Below are 26,503 nucleotides of genomic sequence, written 5' to 3'. Positions count from 1 at the left end.
TATCATGTTTCGTCAAACACATATTAGACTTACTCTGTTAAACTCCTTGGTCTTTATCATTTTGATTAGCATCCTTGGGAGCATCATTTATTTTTATACCGAAAATCGACTTTATAAGGATGTTAATCAATCATTACTGGAATCCGTGAACCATATTGAAGACCAAGACCAACGGCCGCCCGGGCTAAGTGCTAAGCATGATGAAGAAGAGACTGGACCGAGATTCATTCGGAGAGACCCGCGAATTATGACCTTGATTTGGGATGCGAATAACAATCTTTTAGCAGAACAAAACCGGGAATCTGAGCTTTTTCAAGATAACGAAGAATTTATTCGCCCGAAAAAGTTAAAAACTTTACAGGATGTTGATGTAGAGAATTTTTCATTCCGTTATATGGCTTATAAGGTCTATCATCCTCAATTTGGGAAAATAACAGTCCAATTCATCCGCAATGTCAATTCAGAGAAAGAGCTCTTGGATAGGCTTTTGATCATAATGCTGATCGGATGCGGCCTAGGGATTATTTGTGCTTTAGCATCGGGATATTTCTTAGCAGGAAGAGCGCTCGTCCCGATAAAGAATGCCTGGCAGAAGCAGCAGGAGTTTGTTTCTGATGCATCACATGAGTTAAGGACGCCTCTTGCTGTTATCCAGGCAAAGACGGATTTATTGTTCCGAAGTCCTTCCGCCACCGTACAGGATAAAATACTCGATGTATCTGCGATTTCTACGGAATCAAGACGCATGTCCAAGCTGGTAGCTAACCTTTTAACGCTGGCACGGTCTGACTCCGATCAAATCGAAATGAAGAAAGATTCGTTTCAGCTGGATGCCCTTATAAAGGAAATCCTCCAACACTATGAAGAAATCGCGATGTACCAAGAAAAGTCGCTTCGGTTAGAAGCTAATGAACCAGTTAAATTTTATGCGGACAAAGAAAGGATTCATCAGCTGATTGTTATTTTGTTAGATAATGCGATGAAATACACAAACGAAGGCGGGGATATCCTGCTTTCCTGCAGGCAGACCCATTCTTCGATTATCTTAGAGGTAAAGGATAATGGAATCGGCATTCCTGAACAAGATATACCTAAAATCTTTGACCGTTTTTATCAAAGTGATAAAGCTCGGACAGCCGCTGAAGGAACCGGTCTTGGATTATCAATCGCCAAGTGGATCATTGAGAAACATCATGGAAAAACAAAAGTTCAAAGCACCCTTGGAAAGGGTACGACAATTGAAATCATTTTTCCAAGAACCCAAAAAAATTAAATTTGGGTTCTTTTTTTAAGAAAATCTTAAGGAAACCCCTTCATAATATGCTTATCAATTTGTCCAAATACAGCATGGTATTTGAAGGGAGAAAATTTCATATGAAAAAAATGAGAAGAGCACATTTGTGGATCGGCTTAATTGCTTCTGTTCTAATCTTAATGGAGTCCATCACGGGACTGCTGATGAACGAACCTTGGCTCATTGGCCAAGCCCAAGTTGAAGGCGGCCGCGGTAATTTCCAACCAGGACAATTCAACCAAAGACAATTTAATCAAGGCCAGTTTAATCAAGACCAAGGGGGCCAGGGTACGAGTCAAAATTCAGGACAAGCGAATAGTCAAATGCCAGGTCAAGCGAATGGTCAATTCCAAGGACCACCAGGGTTTGGGAATACCGGTAACTTCGCTTTCAGAACACGAGGTGAAGGTATGGGCCAGGGCTCTATCGTAAGCACGATTAGGGGGCTACATGAAGGGAGAATTGGCAATACTAATATCAAATGGTTGATCGACCTTACTGCAATTGCCATGATTTTTTTAACGGGGTCTGGTATCTATTTATCACTTAAAGTTCTCAGTGCCGATCGAAAAAGAAGAAAACGCCAAGAAGAAAATTTTGAGGTATTTGTAGATTAATAAATGTGAAAAGCACACGGTTGCCCCGTGTGCTTTTCATAATTCTATTCTACAATGATAGTTCCTTTAAACATTTGCATGCCGCAGCTAAAGGTATATTCCCCTGATTTGTCCGGTGTAAAGGTAAGATTGGTTGTACCGGTTTTAAGGTTAACGTTATTAATATTAAAATCTGGAATCATAAAAGTGGATAAACAACTGTTCTCAAGCGGATTTTTGATTTCCAGTTCAACAGGCACTCCTTTTTTAACCCTGATTACGTTAGGGCTATATCCCTTTTCGGTTACATGCATTTTTACTTTTGGAGTTTGTTCCTTTGTCACATCCACTTCTGTATTTGCAGTCTCCTGAGTGGTTTGAGTTTGGGTTTGAGCTTGAGCGGTTTCTGTTTGGCCTGGTATTTTGACCATATCGCTCGAATACATAAATAAAAATAAGGAAACAAGCACAATTCCTGCACCAATAATCGCATATGGTGATAGCTCTTCGGTATTTATCGAATATTTACTATTTGTCGCTACAAAAATATAAACAATGACAAAACCGATGATAAGTATATAAAAACCAACTAAAATACCTAATAAAATCGAAGGGTTTATGAATTGAAGAAATACTCCGAGTATTGCGCCATTTATACCACCCATCAAACCTGCAATCGAGCCCATTAAGATTGCCAATAATCCAATCGGATGTCCGGCTAAGAACCCAATAACGAATCCAATTATCATACTGACTCCCACGACAAGGAAGGTCTCCCCGGATAAGATGCCGATGATACTCCCTGAAAGCAGGCCTGTGATAACCGCAATGACCATACTGATCATGACACCTTGTGTGCCTTCCAATTTGGTTTTATTGCGGTAAACAAGAAAAATAGAATACCCTGAGCAAATCATAACAATAGCTGCTGAAATAACCGAAAAAATGTCCATATTAGTCTCCTCTTATGTCGTTAGGGTTTATTAAGATTAAACAACATAAGAATATTATAAATGCAAAAATCTGACTTGGAGTTAGGGGCAATTGAACGTTTTATGAATATTAAGGCTTTGAGTGATTTTCTTTATCTAGAGCATTTTTATAAATTCGTTTTAGGGTTTCATTTTGCATTCTTATCAATTCAAGCAATAATTCTTTTTCTTCTTCTTCCTGCTCGAGTTCATCCTTGTCTTCTTTTTTCATGCAAATCACCCCGTTATTTCCTAATTATTTGCATTTTAACCGATTTATCTGTATGTTGAAAGCAGTATTTTGGTTTCGAATGAAAAATATCCCAAAATAAGATTTGACTTTTTGTTTTGGGACATATATAATTTTCAAAAAATACTATTGAAACATTGACGAGGACTAGTAAATTGAAACGGTCTTACAAAGAGAGGAAACCATTGGTGCGAGGTTTCTTAAGATCCCCATTTGAACCTGCCTCTGAGTTCTGTATCGGATAATTTTGAAGATACATGCGGATAAAATCCGTTATCATGCAAAGAGTTTAAAGCAATCGCTTTATAAATTTAGGGTGGTACCGCCAGGCCTTGGTCCCTTTTTAGGATCAAGGCCTTTTTTTATTGAAAAGCGGAAGCGCACGTTTAGCGGCGTATGGCCTGGAGCGCTTTGACTGAGATAAAGGAAACACGAAGAGCGGCAGCGATTCGATGTTGACTTATCGTAGGGAAAAGAGCGAAGGACACTAGCCGCTGGGCGCTGGAGCTAGACTATTCTCAAAGTCGAAAATTTTTATTAAATATTATAATGAGGTGTCAAAAATGGCAAAGGAATTTGTAAAAGATGTAACCAGCATGGACGAGGATTTCGCCCAATGGTATACAGATGTTGTCACAAAAGCAGATTTAATTGATTATTCAAGCGTCCGCGGTTCAATGATTATCCGCCCATACGGTTATGCTTTATGGGATAATATTAAAAATGAACTAGACCGACGCATTAAAGAAACAGGGCATGAAAATGTATATATGCCATTATTCATCCCAGAGAGCCTGCTTCAAAAAGAAAAGGATCATGTTGAAGGTTTTGCTCCTGAAGTAGCGTGGGTAACACATGGCGGTTCTGAAGAATTGGCAGAGAGATTAGTTGTCCGTCCGACTTCAGAGGTTTTATTCTGTGAGCATTACAAAAATATCATTCATTCCTATAGAGATTTACCAAAGCTATATAACCAATGGGCTAACGTAGTCCGCTGGGAAAAAACAACCCGTCCATTCTTACGGACATTAGAGTTCTTATGGCAGGAAGGCCACACGGCCCATGCGACTGATGAGGACGCGATGGAAGAAACGATTAAAATGCTGAATGTGTATGCAGCAATTTGTGAAGAAATTCTTGCGATTCCGGTTGTAAAAGGACAAAAGACCGAAAAAGAAAAATTTGCCGGAGCCAAAGCCACTTTTACAATTGAAAGCTTGATGCATGATGGAAAAGCATTACAGTCTGGAACCTCCCATCACTTTGGAACAGGGTTTGCTGAAGCATTCGGCATTCAATATACGGACAAAGAAGGTAAGCTTCAATATGTTCACCAAACATCATGGGGCTTTACAACAAGAATTATCGGAGCACTAATTATGGTTCACGGCGACGACCGCGGCCTTGTGATTCCGCCAAAAGCAGCACCAACTCAAGTTATGATTGTGCCAATTGCGCAGCATAAAGAAGGCGTTCTTGATTTTGCTTATGATTTGAAAAAATCTCTTGGCACTGTTGCTCGTGTTGATATTGATGCCAGCGACAAAAAGCCAGGCTGGAAATTCAATGAGTACGAAATGAAGGGAATTCCAGTTCGTCTTGAAGTCGGACCAAAGGACATTGAGAACAAGCAAGTTGTCTTAGTAAGACGGGATACATTAGAAAAGGTAATTGTTCCTTTGGATCAATTAGAAACAAAGTTGGTTGAATTATTGGATGACATTCAAAGCAATTTATATAACAAAGCCTTGAATCATCGTGAAGATAGAACCACTGTTGCCTTGACACTTCCTGAATTAAAGGAATCACTGGAAGCAAAACCAGGCTTTATCAAAGCAATGTGGTGCGGCGAGTTAGCCTGCGAGGAAAAAATTAAAGAAGACACGACGGCGACATCTCGTTGTATCCCATTCGAGCAGGAAAAACTGTCTGAAAACTGTGTTTGCTGCGGAAAAGAAGCAGATAAGATGGTTTATTGGGCAAAAGCATATTAAAAATTATATTTTTGGAGGCTCTTCCGATTCGGAAGGGTCTTTTATTACATATTTTTTAGCACTTACGACATATTTTCGGAGATTTACAACCAATTTTACGAAATTAACGACTTTTTCTGGAATTTAATTGGAAATTTATACTACCTTCCTATACTTATTTCATATTTTATGAAACTTACGACATATTTTCGGAGATTTACAACCAATTTTACGAAATTAACGACATTAGGTGGAAATTAATTGGAAATTAATGCAACCTATCTATACTTATTACATATTTTTTTGAAACCTACAACGTAATTTCGGACACTTACTACCAATTTTACGAACTTTTAGACATTTAATGGGAAATAATTACAAAAAACATAGTAATTAAATAAAAAAAGGAATCACGTCATGAGTAGCGAATTTTAATATGTCAGAAGGGGGACAAAAAAGATGAAACCTATACTAAAAGACTTTCTAGAAGAATTTTACTCAGAGCGGCTGCTGATCCGCAAACCAATGCCAGGCGACGGACAAGCCGTTTACGAAGCTATGCAGGCTTCAATAGAAGAACTGAAGCCATGGATGCCATGGGCCCATCGGGAGCAGACTAAGCTTGACGTTGAAGCAAACATGCGTGATGCACACGCCAAGTTTTTAACTCGCGAAGATTTAAGGCTGCACCTATATGATAAAGAGACTGGTAAATTCATTGGATCTTCTGGTTTACATAGAATTAACTGGGATGTCCCAAAATTTGAGATTGGTTATTGGATTGATTCGCGTTATAGTGGGAAAGGGTACATTACGGAGGCGGTAGAAGCAATTACAAATTTTGCTTTTACTGAATTGAAAGCAAGAAGAGTTGAGATTCGCTGCGATTCAAAAAATGTAAGAAGTAAAGCCATCCCTGAACGGCTGGGCTTCAATTTAGAAGGCATTTTAAAAAATGATGCTTTTTCAGCAGATGGTAATGAACTAAGAGACACTTGCATATTTGCAAAAACCGTATAAACCAATTAAAAAGAGAGTACCAAAATTGGTACTCTTATATACTATCTAGAATATATCTCTTAAAATAAAACTTCGTAATCGCTAAATATTCACGAGTATAGGATTTCGGTACAGCTATCAAAGGAGTCTTCGCAGGTATGCCCTTCACTTCCAAATCATTGTCACGTGCAATTGAAATGGCCCGATATAAATGAAAATTATTTGTAACGATGATTCCAACCTTAGCATCCTTTGGAATCAGCATTTTTGAGAAACGAATATTTTCATATGTATCAGTTGATTGATCTTCTAGGATAATACGATTCTCGCTAATTCCTTTGTTAATAAGCTCTCTCTTGATGGATTCTGCTTCGGATATATCTTCCCCAGGTCCTTTTCCCCCAGAGGCAATGACGATTGTATTTTCATTTTCCGTTAAATATTTCGCTGCTGATTCTATTCTGCTGGCAAAGGCTAGTGAAGGGACTGTTCCTTTCACCCTTGCCCCCAAGACAATCAAATAATCTGCATTCTTGGGTGCTTCCACATCACTATATTGACTAATCTTAACTTGTAAAAAGACGAAATAGATCAGCCCTAGAGCCATACATAGCCTCAGCAACTGAAATACTTTTTTCTTATTCTTCATGATTTCAAATCCATTTCAGTAAATTTTTATATAACAATCTATCATATTATACAAAATAATAATTTAGTATTGGTTGAAATTACTAACATATTTTTCAAATAGAGTATAATAATAGAAGAATCTTTTATCAATGTTAGGACTCCAACCATACATATTAGGAGGGAATTAAAATGTCAACAATTAGTTTGCTTAAGAAAAAAGCGGGTATTGTTTTAGAAAAGAAGAAACTGACAAATGTTGTGGCTCGAGTTGGTTTAGTGTTGGATATTTCTGGCTCAATGAGAGGGTTATACAAAAATGGTACTGTTCAGAAGGTGGTTGAGCGGATTTTGGCAGTTGCCAGCCAATTCGATGATGATGGCACACTGGATGTTTGGGTGTATGACAATGAATTTTCTCGTTTAAAATCAGTCACTGAGAGTGATTTTGTCAATTATGTTGAAGAGTATATTTTAAATAACGATTTGATTCATAAATTTGGGAGAAATGATGAGCCTCCTGTTATGGAGGACGTTATTGAGAAATACACCATTGAATCCCCATCTAAAGAACCAGCATTTATTGTTTTTATTAATGATGGCGGCTGCAAAAGAACGATTAAGAAACCTGTGGTCGAATCTTCGAATAAACCCATCTTCTGGCAATTTGTTGGCATAGGAGATTCCAATTTTGAAGTGCTCGAAAAATTAGACTCGATGGAAGGACGCTTTGTCGATAATGCGAACTTTTTCCATATTAAAGATATCGAAAGAACAACGGATGAAGAATTGTATAACCAGCTTTTAAATGAATTTCCTTCTTGGTTAGAAGAAGCAAAAACTAAACGGATATTATAACTTTACGATAATTTTATGAGGACAGAGTTACTTTATAAACAGGGGTTCTGTCCTCATGAATGCATCTTAATAAAGAGTCTTTTTATTCACATACCCACGAAAGTCCAAGTGTCCCAACCCCCGTATGTACTCCCGCAACGGTTATTAGCATTAAATTTTCTGTTTCAATCCCTGGGAATGAGTCGTTTACTAATTTTTCAAGCCGGATTGCCTTATCCAAGTCATTGGCATGGACGATGGCTACTTTTTGAACCTTTTTAGATTCGAGGTCTTCCTTTAATTTATTAACAAGCCACATTTGTGATTTTTTATCGGTACGGACTTTATCTTTAATTTTTGCAGCTCCTTCTTCGATTGATAAGATCGGCTTGATATTAAAAAGGGACGCTAATAGTTTTTGGCTGCCTGACACACGGCCGCTTTTGTGAAGCTGATCTAAATTGGAGGGCACTAAATATAATCGTGTGTCCTCACGATAATCATTTAAAGCAGCAACTACATCATGAATTTCCAGCCCCTGCTCCACCAGTTCAATTCCGCGTTTAATTAAAAAAGATAACGGATAAGACCCAGTTTGTGAGTCAATCGCAAACAATTTAAAATCTTCCAGGCCAGCTGCCATGACAGAGTATAGATAGGTACCAGTTAAAAGACTCGAAGCGTGGATAGCAATTCCAAAGTCATAGTCTTCTTTTAATTGACGATAAAGTTCTACAAAATCATTAATGGAAGGCTGGGAGGACTGAAACTTCCCATCTTCGGTTTTCATTCGATCATAAAATTCCTGTTCGGAAATATCAATTGTTTCCTTATAAAATTCATCATTAATTACAACGTGCAAGGGAATCACATGTACATGGTGCTGTTGAATGAATTCTTTACTTAGAGAAGAAGTCGTATCGGTGATCCAAGCAATTTTTGCTTTCTTCATATTTTCCTATCCTGCCTTTATAAAATCCTTTTTCTAACTAGGTTCACAATACAAAAATAGCAAATTTATCACTAGTTACATTTGTCATATTAAAAAGTGAACAATTTGTGAAATGTTTTGCAAAAATTAATGAATCATAGCAAAGTGTGATTTAAATCACTTAATTGATGTGAATTTAGCAATATAATCACTTTGGAAATAGGGAAAACAAGTAAGGAGTGTTTAAAATGCTAAACCAAAAAACAATTGATATTATTAAATCAACCGTACCCGTTTTAGAACAACATGGAGAAAAGATTACAACGCGCTTTTATCAGCTAATGTTCGGGAATCACCCAGAACTTTTAAATGTTTTTAATCATGCAAACCAAAAACAGGGCAGGCAGCAAAAAGCTCTTGCCGGAACGGTATATGCCGCTGCCATGTATATTGATAATCTTGAAGCCATTATTCCTGTTGTAAAACAAATTGCCCATAAGCATCGAAGCCTTGGGATTAAACCTGAACAATATCCAATCGTCGGAAAACATCTGCTGCTTGCAATTAAGGAGGTTTTAGGCGATGCAGCAACAGATGAAATTATTGACGCCTGGGCTCAAGCCTATGGTGTCATCGCAGATGCCTTTATTAGTATTGAAGCAGAAATGTATGATGAAGCTGAAAGCCAAAAAGGCGGATGGGATGGCTTCCGAAATTTTGTCGTTGATAGGAAAGTAGTTGAAAGTGATGTCATTACGTCCTTTTACCTTAAGCCTAAGGATCAAAAGGAAATCGCGGACTTTATTCCAGGTCAGTATATCAGTATCAAGCTAGAGATCGAGGGAGAGGAATATACCCATATTCGTCAATACAGTCTCTCTGATGTACCTGGTAAAGATTATTACCGAATCAGTGTTAAGCGTGAATCAGGAGTACAATGTCCTGATGGTATGGTCTCCAATTACCTTCATGCTCAAGTGAATGAAGGAGATATTTTGAAGGTAAGTGCTCCAGCAGGAGATTTTGTCCTTGATACAGAAAAATCAACACCATTGGTTCTATTAAGTGGCGGCGTTGGGTTAACACCAATGATGAGCATGTTAAAAACGGTTGTGGAAGTGCAGCCGGAACGAAAGGTTACCTTTGTACATGCCGCTGCCAATGGAAATGTTCATGCTCTTAGGGATGAAGTAGAGGAATTATCTCAACTGGAAAATGTATCATCCTATTTCTTCTATGATTCACCAACAGAGGAAGACCGCAAGAACAATCGTTTCGATGTAGAAGGTTATGTGACAAGTGAATGGCTGCAAGAAAAAGTCTCTATTGAAAATGCCGATTTTTATTTCTGCGGACCAGTACCTTTTATGAAAGCAATTAATCGCTTTTTGAAAGAATTAGGAGTAAATGAAGAAAGAATTCACTTTGAATTCTTTGGTCCAAAGGGCAATTTAGAAGATTAATAGTGTAAAATGCCGGTTTCCAACCAGGAAGCCGGCATTTTTTTATTAATAATTAATGGGTATTCGATTACTATATATGCGAAAGATGGATAAAATATGGTTATGACAAAAAATGGTCTTAACTATTTATTAGGGAGAGGTGAAGATTATGGAGTTTTTACTTTCCTTTATGAACGAATATGGATACCTCGTCCTATTTCTCTCATTGGCACTTGGAATTATCGTACTGCCGATTCCAATGGAAGCCTTGATGGGTTATGCAGGTTTTCTTTCATTTCAAGGTCAACTAAACTGGATTGGCTGTGTCATTGCAGCTACACTGGGCTGTGTAATTGGTATGATCGTCTCGTACTATATTGGGGCTAAGCTTGGTATGCCCTTTTTTGAAAAATATGGTTCACAGTTGCGTTTTCGCCCGGAAAAGATTCATTCCACCTCAGTATGGTTTAATAAATATGGAAACAAGCTTTTAATTATTGTTTTTTTCATCCCTGTTTTAAGACATATTACGGGCTATTTCTTAGGAATTACCCGGCTGCCTATAAAGGTATTTTCCATCTATTCTTTTTTAGGATCTTTTCTATGGGTTGCCAGCTTTATTTTGTTAGGAAAAATGCTCGGTCCGAATTGGGAGCTCCTATTTCACGGGATCATTAAGAAATACATAATGGTAATTTGCATTATTCTCGGAATATTACTTTTAGGTGTTTTGCTATTTAAAAAATATAAAAAAGGAATCTTAAAACAAGAACAAACTAGGTAATAAGAAAGTAGGAATCCATATGCGGATTCCTTTTATTTTTACTTTGAAATAGGTCATTTTAATTATTTAACACTGTTGATTGGAGCGGAAAGCGAAGCGCCTGGAGCGCAAATCAACAGCCCAGTCAAAAATGAAATGTTAATAAATAATGAACATTACATATTTGAAAGTCCTGAAAGTTTGATTCATTCTTCATCTGTGATTAAATAAGAGAAAAGGCCAGAAAGGATGAGTTTTTTGAATAAAAATGTCATACGATCCATTACTGTCATATCAGTCCTATTTTGCCTCCTCTGGCTGATCGGTCTTGGCTTTGCAGTGGGTGAGTATTATGCAGGTAAACCAGAGAAAGTACCGGAAACAAACACGGTATCTAAAAAAGTGGAAAACAAAAAAGGATTAACCATCCTGGCCCTTGGCGATTCACTCACACGTGGAACGGGGGATGAGACTGGTAAAGGATACGTCGGCGTTTTAATGGATGAAATTAAGGAAAAAACAAAGCGTCCTGTTCAGTTAACAAATCTCGGCATCAATGGACAAAGATCGGACCAGCTTAGAAAGCAAATCGGAGAAAAGGAAGTACAAAGACAAATCCAAAAAGCTGACATGGTACTCGTAACAATTGGCGGAAACGATTTATTTAGAGGCGGGCAAGGATTAGTTGACTTCCAAGCAGGAAACATTGCTACTATTGAGAAAAAATATCTTGATAATTTGAAATTTATTTTCGAACAAATCCGTAAAAGCAATAGTAAGGCAAACGTGTTTTTTATTGGTTTATACAATCCCTTTATTGAATTGAATCAAGGAAAAGAAATGTCAAAGGTCGTTCGTCACTGGAATTACGACAGTGCAGAAGTAAGTGCAGCTTTTCCTAAAATCGTATTTGTTCCTACGTTTGATTTATTTGAACTGAAAGTTAATGATTATCTTTATTCTGACAAGTTTCATCCAAATTCAAAAGGGTATCGTTTAATTGCGGAAAGAGTGGCTTCATTACTCACCTGGTAAGGAGAGGGAAATATATGGAGAAAAAAATCACATTATCAGTGAAAAATTTAAAAAAAGTAATCGGAAGAAGAGAGATAATTAAGGACTTGACTTTTGATTTGCGTGAAGGGGAAGTATTCGGCTTCCTTGGACCAAACGGGGCCGGCAAAACAACCACCATTCGTATGCTTGTAGGCTTGATCAAACCGACTTCTGGCAGTATTCAAATTTGTGGAAACAATATTGAAAACCATTTTCAAGAAGCGATGACCAGCCTTGGCTGTATTGTTGAAAATCCGGAATTGTATCCATACTTATCAGGGTATAATAATTTGCTCCATTTTGCCCGAATGCTTGATGATGTTGGCGATGAGCGAATAAAAGAAGTTACTGAACTTGTTGGATTGACGGAAAGGATTCATGATAAGGTTAAAACCTACTCCTTAGGGATGAGACAGAGATTAGGAATTGCTCAGGCACTCCTGGGAAAACCTAAAGTGTTAATTTTAGATGAACCCACAAATGGGCTGGATCCGGCAGGAATACGGGAGATGCGGCAGTTTATCCGTTTTTTGGCAGAAGAAGAAGGATTAAGTGTCCTCGTTTCCAGCCATTTATTGAGCGAAATCCAACTTTTATGTGACCGGGTGGCGATTATTTCTAAGGGCGTCATTATCCGTGTTGATACGGTACAACAGCTTCTGGAGAATCGAGAAAGAGTAGTTTGGCACATAGATCCTTTTGAAAAAGGAAAACAAGTATTAAGCTCCTTAACATCCATTGAGGAAAAAGATGATCGAACCATTTTAACAGAATTCGATGAAAAGAAGACACCGGAATGGAATAAACGGCTCGTGGAAGCAGGAGTGTCTGTCATTGAAATCAATCGAAAAATGCCTGTACTCGAAGACCTATTCCTCGAATTAACCGGGGGTGATACGATTGAATAAACTGATTCAAAATGAAATGATGAAGCTGATAGCGAAAAAACGCTTGATTGTCATTGCCATCATTATCGGTATTCTCGTTATGTTATTTACATATGCACAGTATAAGCAGGTTCAAACCCAGCGTGAAAAATTAGGGACCAGTGACTGGAGAACGATTTTACAGCAGCAGATCGTCGATACGACTAATCGGTTAAGCAGCAGCCGAATTTCAGACGAATGGAAAAAGCAGCTTCAAATCTCTTTACAGCAGCAGCAATATTATCTGGACCATGACATTAATCCAGCAGAGCCGGGTGCCCCAACGTTTATGAGGATTTTCCTGGAAAGCTCGATTGATTTATTTATCCCTTTAATGGTCATGGTCATAGCCAGTGATTTGGTCTCTTCTGAACATAGTCTTGGCTCGATAAAGCTGCTTTTAACAAGACCTGTGAAACGGTGGAAAGTACTCATAAGTAAATACATAACTCTCTGTTTAGCAGTATCATTAGTGATTGCGATTGCTGGTATTTTGTCTTATGCCATTTCTGGGGTTGTTTTTGGCTATAAAGGCTGGGGAGCCCCGATTTTAACAGGATTTAATGTGACGGATACAGGTTTAAATACGTCAGAAGTCAAGCTTTTAAGACTGTGGAAGTTCTTGTTAATGGATTTTGGGCTTGTATGGTTCGTTTCTATAGTAGTTGGTACATTATCCTTTATGTTATCCGTTTTGATTCGAAGTACGGCCGCTGGTATGGGTGTAATGCTCGCTGCATTAATTTCAGGTGCAATCTTAAGTAATATGGTTTCATCTTGGGAATCAGCAAAATACTTTTTTATGGTCAATTTACGATTAACGGACTACATGAAAGGGACGGCACCACCCATTGAAGGAATGAATCTTTCATTTTCAATGATGGTTTTGTTTGTTTGGTGGGCAGCAGCCCTTCTTGTTTCCTTTATAGTGTTTACAAAAAAAGATGTTTATTAATGAAAAACTATTTCCGATCCGGCGGAAATAGTTTTTTTATTCCTATAATTTATATTTGATAGAAAATTTTTAATTTTATAAAATAATAGTGTATACATGAAGATCTGGAGGGGTCAGTATGTCATTTACCATTAAAAAAATTGATCATGTTCAGCTTGCAGGACCAAAAGGGTGTGAGGAAGCTGCAAGAGAATTTTTTGGTGAAATCCTTGGGTTAACTGAGGTGGAGAAGCCAGAGGAATTAAAAAAACGCGGCGGGGTATGGTTTGAATTCAGTACCTTTCAAATCCACATTGGAGTGGAGGAACCGTTTGCTCCAGCTAAAAAAGCACACCCGGCTTTCGTAGTTGAAAATATTGAAGACTTAAAAGCCCGCCTTCAGGAGAAACAAGTTGATTTTACATCTGACGATAATCTTCCTGGAGCTTCACGGATTCATATCCACGACCCATTCGGCAATCGTATGGAATTTTTGGAGTGGGTATAGAAGTTTATAATGAAATTATCAGTTATTAATAGACAACAATATGAATTACTTAAAGGGGATTGTTCATTTTGGGATCAAAAAATTGCAGAAATACTGATCCTGGAAAAATTTCCGTTAACTGACATTCGTAGATATCATTATGGTGCCAATATTGTTTACAGTTTCGGAGAAAATCAATTTGTCATAAAGTTATTTCCAAAGCACTTAAATGAACAGTATACGAGAGAATTAGAAGTTCTCACAATTCTTGAAGGAAAAATAAAAATCGTCGATACACCAAAACTGGTCAATCATGGTTCATTTGAAGGCTGGAATTATTTAATCATGACCCAGCTTCAGGGGGAACTGTTGATTGATATTTGGGATCGCTTAACAAATGAGGAACAAGAGAATCTAAGTAAAGATTTAGGAAAGACGATAAAGGAATTTCATGAAGTTCCGATTACGGGTTTAAAACAATTGCCAAATAATTGGAACGGTTTTATACAAAGTCAGTTCAAAAATATGAAGCATTACCACCAAAATATGGAGTTAAATTCGAATTTATATTCAGATTTAGATTTATATGTAGAAGAAAAATATATTAACACAAATCCTGAGAATAAATTGCTTACAGGTGAATACACTCCTTTTAATTTACTGTTAAACAATAGAAATGGAAATTGGAAGTTAACTGGCGTTATTGATTTTGCTGATTGTTTTTTGGGAGATGGTGACTATGATCTATTAGGACCTATCCTGTTTATGTTTATTAGTAATCAAAAACTTATTAAGCATTTCCTTGAGTCTTATGGTTTTCCCAAAATACAGGTGAATCACGTACTGCAAAAAAAATTAATGACGTATACAATTCTCCATCGTTTTAGCGATATAAATTATTTTGCATCGCAAAACCAGAAGGCTAAACTTGCAGCTAATTTTAATGAATTGGCGAGAATCCTTATTCCGATCTCCTAATCGAACAGCCCCATTTAAAAAAATGGGGCTGTTCTCCTTACATGGGGGGGATTTAAGGGGGATTACTGAATAAAGTCAGGTTATTGTTTTGCTGTAATTTTTACTGGTTCACGGTTAACACCAAAATGCTGATTTACAATAAGAGCAGGACCACCAAGATTATATAGGTACCTTGCTTCAATGACCTGTTTGATAAACGCTCCAAATAAGCCAGAAAGGCGGAATTTGCCAACTTTTCCAACAGCCGCTGTTGTTCCAATGGAGGCAACAGACCCTTTATGGTGGTATTCAAAGGCTGTTAGATCTTTCCCTCGTATTGTGGCAACAATATTTTTTGCACATATATCGGCTTCCTGTAAGGCAACTTGTGCGGTTGGAGGCAATGCTGTTTTTTCATCCTTCATGAATAATGAACAGTCTCCGATACTAAAGACGTTTTTCCTGTTTTCAACTCGAAGGAAGCGGTCTACAGGGATTTTACCTTTTATGAGTGGTAATCCGCAATTTTGCAGGATTGAGTTGCCTTTTACCCCGCATGACCAGATAAGTGTCCGTGTGGCAATCTCCAGATTATTTTCTAGACTAACTTTTTCAGGCGTACATTCCAAAATTTTGGTTGCCATGTGTAATTCCACATTCATTTTTTCTAACACTTCAGTTGTATATTGAATAGATTCTTCCGGAAAAAATGGAATCACTGAAGCTGCAGCCTCAACAGCGACTATTCTCACCTTATCATATGGAACATTATGCTTTTTACATAGCTTTGGAAGTCCTTCAGCTAATTCGCCAAGTATTTCAATTCCTGTAAAGCCGCCTCCAGCCACGACAAAGGTCAAGCGGGAAGGATCTTGATCCTCATTATAAAGAGTTAGTTGCTTGATAATTTGATGGTAAATGGCTTTAGAACTTCTAAAACTTCTTATTTCAAATGCGTTTTCTTTAATACCAGGGATTCCAAACGTTTCAACTTCAAATCCTAATGCCACTAATAAATAATCATATTCCACTGTATCTCCGCCTTCTAGGTGTATTTCCAGGCAGTTGATATCAATAGAAGAGACTGTGCCTTTTTTTAAATGAGTTTTGTCTTGGTCAATTAGGTCGGGAATGGACATGGCAATTTGCCGGTCTACTGCTGTTCCAGAACCGATTTTATGAAGCTGGGTTGTAATATAATGATAATCATGCTTATTTATCAGGATTACTTCCGCCTCACCTGGTTTTAGCAGCTTTTCAAGTTTTTTAGTTGTCATGATTCCGCCGTATCCGGCACCCAAGATTACGATTTTCGGTTTTTTCATGATTTATTCACTCCTAATAATGTGAAATATTTCACAAATTTATTTTTAAAAAATAGAGCAGTCGCTCCTGCGTTTTATTGTGAAATATTTCACATAAATTCTTATTTATAGATTACGACACAGTAAAAAAGAACTCAAGAGTGTTATCCCTAAATTTTTGTCAAAATGGTAAATTTTTTTTGAAAAACTGGGCATGATAAATTCGTGCCAATTTAAAACTGGTTTAATCTTCTAAGTATAAAAGTGAGGATGTGATATTGAATGAAGTTAAAATTGTTCAGTTTGTCGTTGGGGCTATTATTGACATTTCCAGGAATTGTGGGTGCACATGAACATGCACCGGTAGAACACATGGAAAAAACGCCTTGTGACTGTGCTGAAGGCAAACAGCATCATCAAATGCACAGAGACTGGCAAGCCCATATGCAGGAAAGAGAGCAAAAGCTTCTGGCTTGGGTAGACCAATTTACACCCAATAAGAAAGCCGAATGGACGAAGGTACTTGATGAAAGAAAGACGCTTCACAAGCAGTGGATGAGTCCTGAAAATGCAAAGAAGCGCGAGCAATGGAAAAATGAGAAAATGGCAAAGATGCAGGAATTAAAAAAGCAATTGGATGAAGGTAAAATTACAAAAGAGGAATTCATAAAGCAGGCACATGGCGGCAAGGGGATGGGACACTGGAAAATGTACCATGATTTAAGTCTTGCCGTTGAGAAAAAAGATAACAAACAAGCAACGCTGCTATTAAATCAGTTATTACAGCAAACCAAAGAACATAACCAAAAACTAAAAGAATTATTAAAGAAATAATTACTGTAGTGAAAAAGCCAACTCTCAAGGATTGGCTTTTTCTAATTTAAGTAGTTAAAAAGTAAAACCTGGGGAAATTAATAATGATGCAGATTTGAGGAGGTATCTGAATGAAACGAAAAAATTTAATGCTGGCAACTGTAGGTTTAGGGGCAGCGTTTTTACTTCGAAATGAAAAATCCCGAAAAATGCTTATGAACCAGTTTCAAGCGATGGCACAGAAATCCCGGAAGTAAATAATAACAAAAACATCCCTTTCGAACGAAGGGATGTTTTTCATTTGTGATATTACTTTTTTAAGTCAATTTTTTCCTGTTTCGCTTCTTTTATATCTTCTTTAATTTCTTCCTTGATATCGTCGGCAATTCCTTCAGTCGCTCTCTTAAACTCACGAATTGACTTGCCAAACGCGCGTCCAATTTCCGGCAGCTTATTTGGCCCAAAGATAACCAAAGCAACCACTAAAATTAAAATTAATCCCGGTACACCAATATTTGAAAACATAATTACATCTCCTAGTGAGTGGCTGGTAAATAGTCTACATTATTATAACGGATATACTATAATTATTCTAGTTTTTCAGCAATTTTGCTTGAGCTAAAGTATCAGATACATTTTTCCCATCATAAAAGTCCTTTATAACTTTATCTGTATATACCCAGCCTTTCCAGCCAATATGAATCGTATCCTTCATAAAATAAGGGTCATATTCATGATTTGAAAAATCGGCAATTTGAAAGCCCTCGGACTCAATTTGCTTTTTTATTCGGGTGTAATACGCTTCCCGGCCTTCTAACGGAAATCCTGTATAATCATACCACTTCCCATTTACGGGAACAGATACAAATAATGGTTTTGCTCCTGATTCCTTCAGCAAATCAAGGACAAGCTGGAAATCACCATATTCAGGGGATTCACCATAGGATGCTCCGACCTTTGAATCCTTTAAGGAAGGAACCATTTTCTTTATTTTATTGTATTGATAATTACTAATATTAAAAGGATTATTCGTTGATTGTCGTTCACCCAAATGCTCAGCTTGGACTTCTAATTGGTCCCAGGATTTATTTCGGACTTTTTTGTTAATATCACGATTACGGGAAAAACCGCCTGCGAGCGTATAATAAAAATCCTTTTTAACCAATAAATCATGATAAAGAGTGGCAAAGGGACGATAGATAGCAGCCTTTTTCTTTGTCAAAGGATCATTCGTAATTTCCGCTTTTAATATCGTTGAAAGTAGCGGGTCACTATTTATCGGAGAAAAAGTAAGCAAACGCTTAATGGCTTTTTTCTTTATCACTGGATCTATATTTTGATTCAAGGCAAAATCATATCCTTGAAGGGAAGAATAATTGGGAACAAAATGGCTTTCGTCTGCTCCTCCCGGTTGAAACCATTGCGGAGACAGGACAAAAACGAGCCTTTTCCCCTTAAGCTGATTCGTATGCTCTGCAAAATTTAAAAAGTGAATTAACGATTCTGTCCCGCCACGGCCAACAAGAAATGGTGTAAATCCATCCTTCGATTCCTTAAAATAATTGGACGGATGAAAACGGTCCAGCCTTGCAAGCTCGGATGAGCCATAAATCGGCAAATACTGTTTATTCTCCAACATCTTTTCTTGAACATACTTTCCTTGAAACATAAATGGATTTAATTCCGTTGCCGCTTGAGCAACTCTAGATTTTGGAATGAGGTCTTCAATCCATTGGCTGGGTATTAGTATCAACATAGCCAGAACAAGGAAAGCTAAGAAAATTGGTGAAAATAAAGGTTTTTTCATCTTCTATCAGCCAATAAATTGGCAATGTTATTTGGCGTGTTCCAACTTTCGCGATCGAATTCTGTGATAGGAATGAGAATATTAAACCGTTCCTCGGCCTGAACAAGTAATTCAACAGTGCCAAAAGAATCCAACAGACCAGACGTAAATAAATCAATATCCGGATTTTCCTTCACAACATCGTCCTGGCAGATTTCAGCTAATAATGCGATAACTTCATTTTTAAATTCCATGTTAATCAAACTCCCTTTTGAAATAATTGTCCTGAGAAAATATAAAACCCAAAGCAAATGAAATGGAACGTAATGATAATAGCTGCAACACGGGTAAATTTATTGTTTGGCCACCATTTATGTTTCTTGTTAAATCGTTCAAATGAATTATAAAGAACCATCAGTAGGGCGTGATAAATTCCATAGAGAATATATTGGATTTCAAGGCCATGCCAGAAGCCCATGATTGAAAAGAGTAAAATATAGCCAAGATTTGAGACAATGTTGCGGTTTTTTATCCATTTCTTCTTTGTCATCCAGAAAACAAACCTCATGTAAACATAATCTCGAAACCAGAAGGAGAGACTCAAATGCCAGCGATTCCAAAAATCTTTGATATTCCGGCTGATAAAAGGTTTGTTAAAGTTTTCAGGAGATTTAATTCCCATAATATAACTAACACCAATCGCGAAAGCACTATATCCTGCAAAATCGAAAAAGAGATAGAGGCTGTATGCATACATATAATATAAGTGATGCTGAAATTGGCTATGGGCAATAAATCGTAAATTAGCGATAAAAAAATGATTGATAGAATAACCAATAATATATTTATATAAAAATCCAAGGAAGATCTTATTGATTCCATCATAAAGGAGCTGCTTATAATCATCTCCGGAAATTTGCGTTTCTAGATCCTTCTCAAACCGGCGGTATCGGTCAATCGGACCCGATGAAATGGTTGGGAAGAACAGGATAAAATATAACAGCTTAGATAACGGCAGTTCCTTTTTAATAAGCCCATCTCTAATCTCCATAATGATTTGTGTACCCTTAAAGGTTAAATAAGAAATTCCCAGAAAACCAATTACGCTAAGGTGCGAAAAATAAGGCAGGAGCTTCGAAACGGCCAAGGGCAGAATTGATAGAAAAACCGCCGTGTAAAAAATGCCATTGCCATTCGATTGTTTTCGGGAATGGATATATAACCTGATTAATAAAACCTGCCAAATGGTAAACAGTATTAACGCCAATGCCTGATTAAGAGAAGATGAAAATATCAAACCTAAGGCAGCAATCGTTGCCAACATATTATAGGTATGAAATCTTTTTCCCCGTAAACCAAGAATAATAGTCGGTGCTAAAAGGATTCCGATGATGAAAAAGAATGTGAAGGAACCATATGGCGTCATGTCCGCACCATATCCTTTATTGTTTTTCGATCCAGTTTCCCATTGGCCGTAATCGGAAGCTCCTTATGATAGGAGAACTTCCTCGGAATCATGTAAGCAGGGAGAATTTCGCGAAGTTCTTTTTTTATCGCACCCGTTAACTGATATTCTTTTTCAAATTCATAATGATCAGGGATAATCACGGCTTCTAAATAGTCAATTTTCTCATTTTGAAAAACTGGTATGACGGCTGCAGCTTTCACAAATTTTGATTTGGCAATATGGAATTCAATCTCTTCTAATTCCATTCGGTAGCCATGCAGTTTAATTTGAAAATCAATCCGGCCTTTGTAGAAAATAAGCCCTTCTTGATTTTGGTAGCCGGCATCCCCTGTGCGATAGGCGAGATACCCATTATATTGAGAAAAAGCCCGTTCCGTTAGTTCCGGCTGTCCAAGATACCCTTTACTAACACTTGGACCGACAATAACCATTTCTCCATTCTCACCAGGGGAAGCCTCTTTACCATTTTCATCTAAAAATAGGATCTGTGTATCTTCTTTCGGTTTTCCAATCGGGAGATATGGATAGGAATCCAACATTTCAGCAGTAACCTCAATCGAGGTTACTGCTACCGTCGCCTCTGTTGGTCCATATGTGTTGAATATTTTTGCTTTAGGAAACCTGTCGAATAATTGCCGGCAGATGCCAACAGGGAGAATTTCCCCGCAAAATAAAAACACGCAAATATCAGGCAGCAGCTCCTCATTAAAAGAGGGGTCCATTAAACACATCTGCACAAAAGAGGGCGTAGATGTCCAAATTTGTGTTTTAGAATCATATAATGCCTCAAATAAAAGTTTTGGCCTTGCAATCATTTCTTTCGTGATAGCAAAAAGGGTTCCTCCGCTGACCAAAGCAGGGTAAAGGTCCATAACAGATAAATCAAAGGAATAAGGTGCTTGATTTATAAATCGAAATGGTCCATTGATCGGAAAATCCATAGTCATCCAATCCACAAAGCTCTCCAAATTAGCTGCTGAAATTTGAACTCCTTTAGGATTACCAGTGCTGCCGGAGGTATATATGATATAAAAATTATCTTGGTTTTCAACCCAGTTTTTGGGGTCAACTTGGTTTTCAAAGGGTTGCCCCAAAAGGATTTCCTCTAAAATTACAACAGAAATTGAAGTCGTATCAATGTCCAACTCTTGCCCAGAACAATTAATGACTAATTCCACTCGAGCACTGTTAATGATATTAATCACCCGCTCCGACGGAATCGAGGTATCTACCGGTATATAGGGATGACCTGACTTTACACTGCCTAAGAAAGAAACCAGCATTGAGGCTTCCATATGTCCATATACCAATATCGGTGATTGTTTTTGTAAATCTTGGTTTATAAGAAAGTCAGCCACTTGATCAGACTGTCTCCAAAGCTCGGAATAAGTAATTTCCACATTGGGTGAAATATAGGCCAATGTTTCGGGTTGTGATTGTGCAAGCTCTCTTATGGTGTTTAATATTCTCATTGTTTACCTACCTCACATTAAAAGTCGTTGTAAATATAAGAACCGGCACTTGCATCATTAAAACCGTACATAAAAAATAACAAAAGAAGTATCAGCAAATAATAGACAAAGCGGCCGAACCACTTTATCCTTTGATTGAGAAAGAAAGCTTTAAATCTAGCAAACATAGTGGTGTACCCCCTAAATCCCAACTGACTTAACTATAATAATTCGGTTTTGAATCTGTTGCATTAAAATTAGATGAGAAAAGAATTAATTTTAAGTGACCAAATCCTAAAAAATAATATAAAAAAGGCCAAGTTGTGACACTTGGCCTTTTTGAAAAGATGATTATAGAACTAAATCTGATTGAATGTAATGGAACAAAAGCTTAGCAGTATTTTCAAGCGACGATTGATGAGTCCGTTCAAAGGCATGAGATGAATCAATACCAGGTCCGATTAGTCCATGGACAATATCATGGCCGGCACGGATGGCTGCAGACGCATCGGAACCATAAAACGGATAAATATCAAGTTTATATTCAATTTGATTTTCTTCTGCTAAAGCAACTAAATTTTTTCGTAATTCATAATGGTAAGGGCCGCTTGCATCCTTTACGCAGATGGATACGGTGTATTCATCGGTAGATTGACCATCGCCGATAGCTCCCATATCAACGGCTAAATATTCAACTGTTTCCGGTGTAATATTGGAATTGCCGCCATAGCCGATTTCTTCATTATTAGAAATCAGAAAATGAGTCGTGTAAGGGAGTGTAATATTTTCAGTTTTTATCTGCTTCATTAACTGGAGCAACAAAGCTACGCTTGCCTTATCATCTAGATGGCGGGATTTTATGAAGCCGCTTGGTGTTACTTCAACACGCGGGTCAAAGGATACGAAGTCACCTACTTCAATTCCAAGTGCGCGAATATCATCGGCATTATGTACTTTTTCGTCAATTCGAATTTCCATGTTTTCCTGATTTCGTTCTGCTTTTCCGGCATCTTTATATACGTGGACGGAGGTCTGGTGCATTAAAATGGTCCCCGTATATTTTTTGCCGCTGCTTGTTTCTATCTGGCAATATTCTCCTTCAATCGAATTGAACTTAAATCCGCCGATTAGGTCAATTTTGAGTCTCCCATTCGATTTGATTTCCTTAACCATTGCCCCGAGTGTATCTACGTGAGCCGTCAGCATCCTGTGTCTGCTTTGATCCTTGCCTTCAATCGTCGCAATTAATCCGCCCTTACGGTTTCTTTTCGTCTCAATTTTCAGCTCGGAAAGGTATTTTTCAACAAAAGTTATAACTTCATTTGTATTCCCGGACGGGCTTGGAATTGATACTAAGTCCGTCAATAATTTCATGGTTTCCTCTGTATATTTATTTTGCACGGAATGTACCCCTTTCTGTTTTTTCATACAGTCTATTATACATTGATTGGCTTATATCGAAAATTAAACAATAGTGCACGTAAATTAAAACCATCCCTTTTTCTTAAACCAGAGAAACATTGATAACCCAATTACGCCCATTAAAACCAAAGAATAGCCGTATCCATATTTCCAATCCAATTCAGGCATATTTTTAAAGTTCATCCCAAAGATTCCTGCAATTAATGTTAGTGGAGCGAAAATGGAAGTCATAATCGTAAGAACCTTCATCACATTATTGGTTTGATGGGAATTTAACGAAAGATAGTTATCCCGAATGTCAGCGGTTATCTCTCGGTTTGCCATCAGCATTTCCGATAACTTTAAAAGATGGTCGTAGATATCAGAATAATATTCTTTTCTTGTAATTAAGTTTTTCAAATGCTGAGAATTTAACATTCGGTAGAGCAAATCACGCATTGGATTAACAGTATGCGTTAGATTTAATAACATATATCTTGTTTCGAATAATTCTTTTAATAAATTATTCATTGGTTTATTAAGAGTGTTATCTTCAATTTCATCTAACTTATCCTCAATTTTGTAAATAATAGGGAAGTAGTTGTCTACGATTTTGTCTAAAATTTCATAAAACACATGAGTATTTGTAAACTTATCTAAGTTGGTTAAAGTTGTTATTCTATTCACTACTTGAGCAACTTCAATAGAAGGCTTAAGGTGGAAAGTAACTATATAGTTTTCACCTACAAAAAATTCTAGCTCTTCCTTTATGATTTCCTCTCTTTCTTCTCGAACAATGTGAGTAATAAAAAATGTATATTCATCGTAATAATCGAGTTTAGGTCTTTGAAGGGTAGTATTTATGCAATCTTCAATAGCCAGTGGATGAAAATTAAAAGTTTCGCTTAAATGTTTTATCTCCTCATCAGTTGGTTCATTAAAATCCACCCAAAAGCGTTTATATTTGGGTAGAGTTAATTTATCAATCGTTTCTTGTTTTACTAATGTATTTGACTGGGTAATACCCATGAAGCTAATCATATCAATAACTCCTAGTTACTTTTTTTGGGAACTTGGGATGAAATAACAGCCTGCTCATCCCATTGCTTTTTATTCTTTCTTTCTTGAATGACTTGATACAAGCTTTGGAAACCAAGTATGGCTACCACAATAATACCACTAAAAACAATAAAAACCGCGAAGTATTCAAAGGGATTATATGACTTAAAATGTGACCAATCAATCTTTCCTTCTAGATCCTTTGTAAATAGGTTCATACTGAAGATACCGCAGATTACCGTATAAAGCGTGAGAACTAAAAGGAGCATACTGTCCTTTTTTGTCACTGAATTTTCCTCATACTTAAATAAGCTGAAAAGTGTCTCTTTAGTATTTAAATACAACGAGTCAATATTATAGGCACGTTTAAAGAGTTTAAAAAGCTCCTGACCTTCTAAATTAGTTGGATACTCTATAAAGAAAAAATTTGAAGTAAACGAATTAATAAAATAAATTAGTTTTTCTATTTCATTATAATCTTTCTCAATGCGAATGGTTGAATAGTTTTGGGCAATTTTAACAAACACCAATTTATTAAATAGATTGATTAGATGCAAATAGTAGTTTTCTCCGTAAAAGCGCTTGGCCACAGCCATTAATTTTGGGGTGCTGCTATTGGTTAGACAAGAAAAACAGTTTTCATTTACACAGATATATGTATTGGGAGCCCAACGGCTATAGCTGTGGTCTTTTACATAGTTGGTTATATATTCATGATTTCCCACGTTCTCCCCACAAAGCGTTACTGAGCGGAATACATCGACTTCGTCAATGGATTCTCCATCAGCGAAATGAAGAAGCGATTGGATATGCATTTTGTCTGGCTCCAAAAATGGGGGTGGTGAATCCAAATTAACAAAGTGTCTCAAATCTGGAAGCAAATCCTCATAATCCTTCCTATTAAAATGATTGGCAAAATCTATTGCATTCGATAAAGAGGTATCCTTTATTTCTGTCCGTACTGTAATGAATCCAAGCTCATAAGGACAGAGGATTAAATCAATGGAATGGATTTGAAACGGAATTTTTTGATGGTTAATTGTCAACAAGCTCTCTACGTTTATATCTTTCGTATACCTTTGAAATCCCTTCTCATGACCGGATGATGGAAAGAGAAATTGAGAGGTTATTGGATGAAAAAAAGCCTCCATATCACTGTGTAAGACTTGGTAGCCTCCATAATAGGCCGTTTCATTATGTAATTCTTTTAAGCGATATGGGGTAAATTGATTCTTTTGTAGAAATAAGATGAAATTGCGTATCGTAACTGCCTTCCATGAGAAGGGGAGAATAAATTGAAAAAATGCCTGTGATACCTGTTTTTCCTTTATCATCATTTCCTAATTTTCCTTTCAAATAAAAGCTGTCTAAAATCAACATTCCCGATTTAATAGAATAAAATTCCAATCTTTGAGGAAATTAGGATGAAAGAAATTGTTAGGAGCATGGAGATGCCATCTAATAAAGTTCTATCCATCAAAGAAGATTTAAAAGAAAAAATAATGCAGTCTGAGGATGCTGTTTTCAAGGAACTCCATACGAAAGAAAAATACATTGAAGCTTTATATATAAAAACGAATAGTGATGAGACCGTCATCCAAGATTATGTGGTCAAACCTTTTTTCGAAAATGCGACGGCTGAAAGGTTTCTGAATTATCTGCAATCACACCCAAAGGTGAAACCATTTGAGAATAAAGAGCAAACTCTTGAAGAGTTAATCAGGGGAGTGGCCGTACTATTTTATCAGGATTTTATCTTTCTATTTTAGTGTTATTAAATATGCTGATCAATGTTATTATTTTTGTTCCGAAAATATTGATTGAGCATCGATATGAGGGTTCTGTTATGGGTGTCCTTATTGCCATACCAATCGGGATTGGAATGAATTATTTATACAGTCATACTCTTAATAAATTTCCAGGCAAGGGTTTACCAGAAATATTAGCAGATTCAAAACACCGTTGGCTGGTAAATCTTCACTTAGGGAGTATTCAAATTCTTTGGTTTTCAGCTGGGCTCATTACATTACTTAATTTTACCGATATATTAAGCCGTTTCATTAATCCTGAGATGCCGAAACTTTTAATGATCACGATTTAGTTAGCAGCGATTTTTCTGATTATCCAGCTCCCGACAAAAAGGGTCATATACTTTCTGGAAATTGTCTTATTTCTAAA

At 37.0% G+C, this 26,503-nt stretch carries 30 protein-coding genes and 1 other annotated feature; of the genes, 16 read left to right on the top strand and 14 right to left on the bottom strand.

The genetic code is table 11. The features are described 5' to 3' along the window. Window positions 1-4 precede the first annotated feature (4 nt). Window positions 5-1,273, top strand: a complete 1,269-nt coding sequence (locus tag LC455_RS01910; RefSeq protein WP_223587872.1) for a sensor histidine kinase — start codon at window positions 5-7, stop codon at window positions 1,271-1,273. A gap of 47 nt (window positions 1,274-1,320) precedes the next feature. Further along, entirely contained in the window at window positions 1,321-1,911 is a 591-nt protein-coding gene (locus LC455_RS01905) for a PepSY-associated TM helix domain-containing protein (RefSeq protein ID WP_317851389.1), read from the top strand. A 44-nt stretch (window positions 1,912-1,955) separates the two neighbouring features. Here LC455_RS01905 and LC455_RS01900 read toward each other — a convergent pair whose 3' ends face one another. After that, window positions 1,956-2,843 carry a cupredoxin domain-containing protein gene (locus LC455_RS01900; protein ID WP_223587871.1) on the bottom strand — a complete coding sequence of 296 codons (888 nt, stop codon included), beginning with the start codon at window positions 2,841-2,843 and terminating at the stop codon, window positions 1,956-1,958. Window positions 2,844-2,952: 109 nt separating this feature from the next. Further along, window positions 2,953-3,093 (bottom strand): hypothetical protein, encoded by a 141-nt coding sequence (locus LC455_RS01895; protein ID WP_223587870.1) that lies wholly within the window; start codon window positions 3,091-3,093, stop codon window positions 2,953-2,955. A 146-nt stretch (window positions 3,094-3,239) separates the two neighbouring features. Further along, window positions 3,240-3,455, top strand: a binding site (T-box leader). A 219-nt stretch (window positions 3,456-3,674) separates the two neighbouring features. On the opposite strand from LC455_RS01895, the gene proS reads away from it, so the two are divergent. Both proS and LC455_RS01885 read left to right on the top strand, forming a co-directional pair. Continuing rightward, window positions 3,675-5,105 carry a proline--tRNA ligase gene (gene proS / locus LC455_RS01890; RefSeq protein ID WP_223587869.1) on the top strand — a complete coding sequence of 477 codons (1,431 nt, stop codon included), beginning with the start codon at window positions 3,675-3,677 and terminating at the stop codon, window positions 5,103-5,105. Window positions 5,106-5,543: 438 nt separating this feature from the next. Beyond that, a complete protein-coding gene (locus LC455_RS01885) occupies window positions 5,544-6,104 on the top strand; it encodes a GNAT family N-acetyltransferase (RefSeq protein WP_223587868.1) in 561 nt (186 codons plus the stop codon). Between the two features lie 34 nt (window positions 6,105-6,138). Here the strand turns inward: LC455_RS01885 and LC455_RS01880 are convergent, their stop codons facing one another. After that, the gene (locus LC455_RS01880) at window positions 6,139-6,732 is read right to left on the bottom strand and encodes a YdcF family protein (protein ID WP_223587867.1); all 594 of its coding nucleotides are present in this window, start codon (window positions 6,730-6,732) and stop codon (window positions 6,139-6,141) included. Window positions 6,733-6,902: 170 nt separating this feature from the next. Here LC455_RS01880 and LC455_RS01875 point away from each other — a divergent pair, with 170 nt between their 5' ends. Then, complete coding sequence (locus LC455_RS01875; RefSeq protein ID WP_223587866.1) at window positions 6,903-7,568, top strand: vWA domain-containing protein; 666 nt, start codon at window positions 6,903-6,905, stop codon at window positions 7,566-7,568. Window positions 7,569-7,650: 82 nt separating this feature from the next. Here the strand turns inward: LC455_RS01875 and LC455_RS01870 are convergent, their stop codons facing one another. Then, a complete protein-coding gene (locus LC455_RS01870) occupies window positions 7,651-8,499 on the bottom strand; it encodes a DegV family protein (RefSeq protein WP_223587865.1) in 849 nt (282 codons plus the stop codon). Window positions 8,500-8,726: 227 nt separating this feature from the next. On the opposite strand from LC455_RS01870, the gene hmpA reads away from it, so the two are divergent. From hmpA to LC455_RS01835, 7 genes are all read left to right on the top strand, one after another. Further along, complete coding sequence (gene hmpA / locus LC455_RS01865) at window positions 8,727-9,941, top strand: NO-inducible flavohemoprotein (RefSeq protein ID WP_223587864.1); 1,215 nt, start codon at window positions 8,727-8,729, stop codon at window positions 9,939-9,941. Window positions 9,942-10,089: 148 nt separating this feature from the next. Next, the gene (locus LC455_RS01860; protein ID WP_223587863.1) at window positions 10,090-10,704 is read left to right on the top strand and encodes a DedA family protein; all 615 of its coding nucleotides are present in this window, start codon (window positions 10,090-10,092) and stop codon (window positions 10,702-10,704) included. Between the two features lie 237 nt (window positions 10,705-10,941). Next, window positions 10,942-11,718 carry an SGNH/GDSL hydrolase family protein gene (locus LC455_RS01855; RefSeq protein WP_223587862.1) on the top strand — a complete coding sequence of 259 codons (777 nt, stop codon included), beginning with the start codon at window positions 10,942-10,944 and terminating at the stop codon, window positions 11,716-11,718. A 14-nt stretch (window positions 11,719-11,732) separates the two neighbouring features. Further along, window positions 11,733-12,647, top strand: a complete 915-nt coding sequence (locus LC455_RS01850) for an ABC transporter ATP-binding protein (protein WP_223587861.1) — start codon at window positions 11,733-11,735, stop codon at window positions 12,645-12,647. After that, window positions 12,640-13,620 (top strand): ABC transporter permease, encoded by a 981-nt coding sequence (locus LC455_RS01845; RefSeq protein WP_223587860.1) that lies wholly within the window; start codon window positions 12,640-12,642, stop codon window positions 13,618-13,620. The genes LC455_RS01850 and LC455_RS01845 overlap by 8 nt, the downstream gene beginning before the upstream one ends. Before the next feature lie 118 nt (window positions 13,621-13,738). Beyond that, window positions 13,739-14,107 carry a VOC family protein gene (locus tag LC455_RS01840; RefSeq protein WP_223587859.1) on the top strand — a complete coding sequence of 123 codons (369 nt, stop codon included), beginning with the start codon at window positions 13,739-13,741 and terminating at the stop codon, window positions 14,105-14,107. Between the two features lie 9 nt (window positions 14,108-14,116). Next, on the top strand, window positions 14,117-15,064 hold the full coding sequence (locus LC455_RS01835) for an aminoglycoside phosphotransferase family protein (RefSeq protein WP_223587858.1): 948 nt from the start codon (window positions 14,117-14,119) through the stop codon (window positions 15,062-15,064). 80 nt (window positions 15,065-15,144) lie between these two features. Here LC455_RS01835 and LC455_RS01830 read toward each other — a convergent pair whose 3' ends face one another. Beyond that, entirely contained in the window at window positions 15,145-16,368 is a 1,224-nt protein-coding gene (locus LC455_RS01830; RefSeq protein ID WP_223587857.1) for an NAD(P)/FAD-dependent oxidoreductase, read from the bottom strand. Between the two features lie 261 nt (window positions 16,369-16,629). On the opposite strand from LC455_RS01830, the gene LC455_RS01825 reads away from it, so the two are divergent. Both LC455_RS01825 and LC455_RS31270 read left to right on the top strand, forming a co-directional pair. Continuing rightward, window positions 16,630-17,181 (top strand): hypothetical protein, encoded by a 552-nt coding sequence (locus tag LC455_RS01825; protein ID WP_223587856.1) that lies wholly within the window; start codon window positions 16,630-16,632, stop codon window positions 17,179-17,181. Between the two features lie 110 nt (window positions 17,182-17,291). Further along, window positions 17,292-17,417, top strand: a complete 126-nt coding sequence (locus LC455_RS31270; protein WP_263297650.1) for a hypothetical protein — start codon at window positions 17,292-17,294, stop codon at window positions 17,415-17,417. A gap of 52 nt (window positions 17,418-17,469) precedes the next feature. Here LC455_RS31270 and LC455_RS01820 read toward each other — a convergent pair whose 3' ends face one another. The 9 genes from LC455_RS01820 to LC455_RS01780 form a co-directional block, all read right to left on the bottom strand. After that, the gene (locus LC455_RS01820; protein WP_223587855.1) at window positions 17,470-17,685 is read right to left on the bottom strand and encodes a twin-arginine translocase TatA/TatE family subunit; all 216 of its coding nucleotides are present in this window, start codon (window positions 17,683-17,685) and stop codon (window positions 17,470-17,472) included. A gap of 67 nt (window positions 17,686-17,752) precedes the next feature. After that, a complete protein-coding gene (gene dltD / locus LC455_RS01815) occupies window positions 17,753-18,967 on the bottom strand; it encodes a D-alanyl-lipoteichoic acid biosynthesis protein DltD (protein ID WP_223587854.1) in 1,215 nt (404 codons plus the stop codon). Next, window positions 18,964-19,200, bottom strand: coding sequence for a D-alanine--poly(phosphoribitol) ligase subunit 2 (gene dltC, locus LC455_RS01810; protein ID WP_223588656.1), 237 nt, complete (start codon window positions 19,198-19,200; stop codon window positions 18,964-18,966). The genes dltD and dltC overlap by 4 nt, the downstream gene beginning before the upstream one ends. A gap of 5 nt (window positions 19,201-19,205) precedes the next feature. Beyond that, window positions 19,206-20,372: a D-alanyl-lipoteichoic acid biosynthesis protein DltB gene (gene dltB, locus LC455_RS01805; RefSeq protein ID WP_223587853.1), complete on the bottom strand. Its 1,167-nt coding sequence runs from the start codon at window positions 20,370-20,372 to the stop codon at window positions 19,206-19,208. Further along, window positions 20,369-21,886, bottom strand: coding sequence for a D-alanine--poly(phosphoribitol) ligase subunit DltA (gene dltA / locus LC455_RS01800; RefSeq protein ID WP_223587852.1), 1,518 nt, complete (start codon window positions 21,884-21,886; stop codon window positions 20,369-20,371). The genes dltB and dltA overlap by 4 nt, the downstream gene beginning before the upstream one ends. A 17-nt stretch (window positions 21,887-21,903) precedes the next feature. Then, entirely contained in the window at window positions 21,904-22,053 is a 150-nt protein-coding gene (dltX, locus tag LC455_RS01795; protein WP_223587851.1) for a teichoic acid D-Ala incorporation-associated protein DltX, read from the bottom strand. A gap of 163 nt (window positions 22,054-22,216) precedes the next feature. Then, on the bottom strand, window positions 22,217-23,239 hold the full coding sequence (locus LC455_RS01790) for a M42 family metallopeptidase (RefSeq protein ID WP_223588654.1): 1,023 nt from the start codon (window positions 23,237-23,239) through the stop codon (window positions 22,217-22,219). A gap of 111 nt (window positions 23,240-23,350) precedes the next feature. Further along, window positions 23,351-24,307 carry a magnesium/cobalt transporter CorA gene (corA, locus tag LC455_RS01785; RefSeq protein WP_223587850.1) on the bottom strand — a complete coding sequence of 319 codons (957 nt, stop codon included), beginning with the start codon at window positions 24,305-24,307 and terminating at the stop codon, window positions 23,351-23,353. Between the two features lie 11 nt (window positions 24,308-24,318). Then, entirely contained in the window at window positions 24,319-25,662 is a 1,344-nt protein-coding gene (locus tag LC455_RS01780) for a hypothetical protein (protein ID WP_223587849.1), read from the bottom strand. Window positions 25,663-25,776: 114 nt separating this feature from the next. Here LC455_RS01780 and LC455_RS01775 point away from each other — a divergent pair, with 114 nt between their 5' ends. Both LC455_RS01775 and LC455_RS01770 read left to right on the top strand, forming a co-directional pair. Continuing rightward, window positions 25,777-26,094 carry a spore germination protein gene (locus LC455_RS01775; RefSeq protein ID WP_223587848.1) on the top strand — a complete coding sequence of 106 codons (318 nt, stop codon included), beginning with the start codon at window positions 25,777-25,779 and terminating at the stop codon, window positions 26,092-26,094. A gap of 11 nt (window positions 26,095-26,105) precedes the next feature. Further along, complete coding sequence (locus LC455_RS01770) at window positions 26,106-26,426, top strand: hypothetical protein (protein WP_223587847.1); 321 nt, start codon at window positions 26,106-26,108, stop codon at window positions 26,424-26,426. Window positions 26,427-26,503: the final 77 nt, after the last annotated feature.

Source organism: Neobacillus bataviensis, from assembly GCF_019969725.1.
The sequence above is the reverse complement of the archived record's forward strand: the minus strand, read 5'-3'. Positions and strand labels throughout refer to the sequence as shown.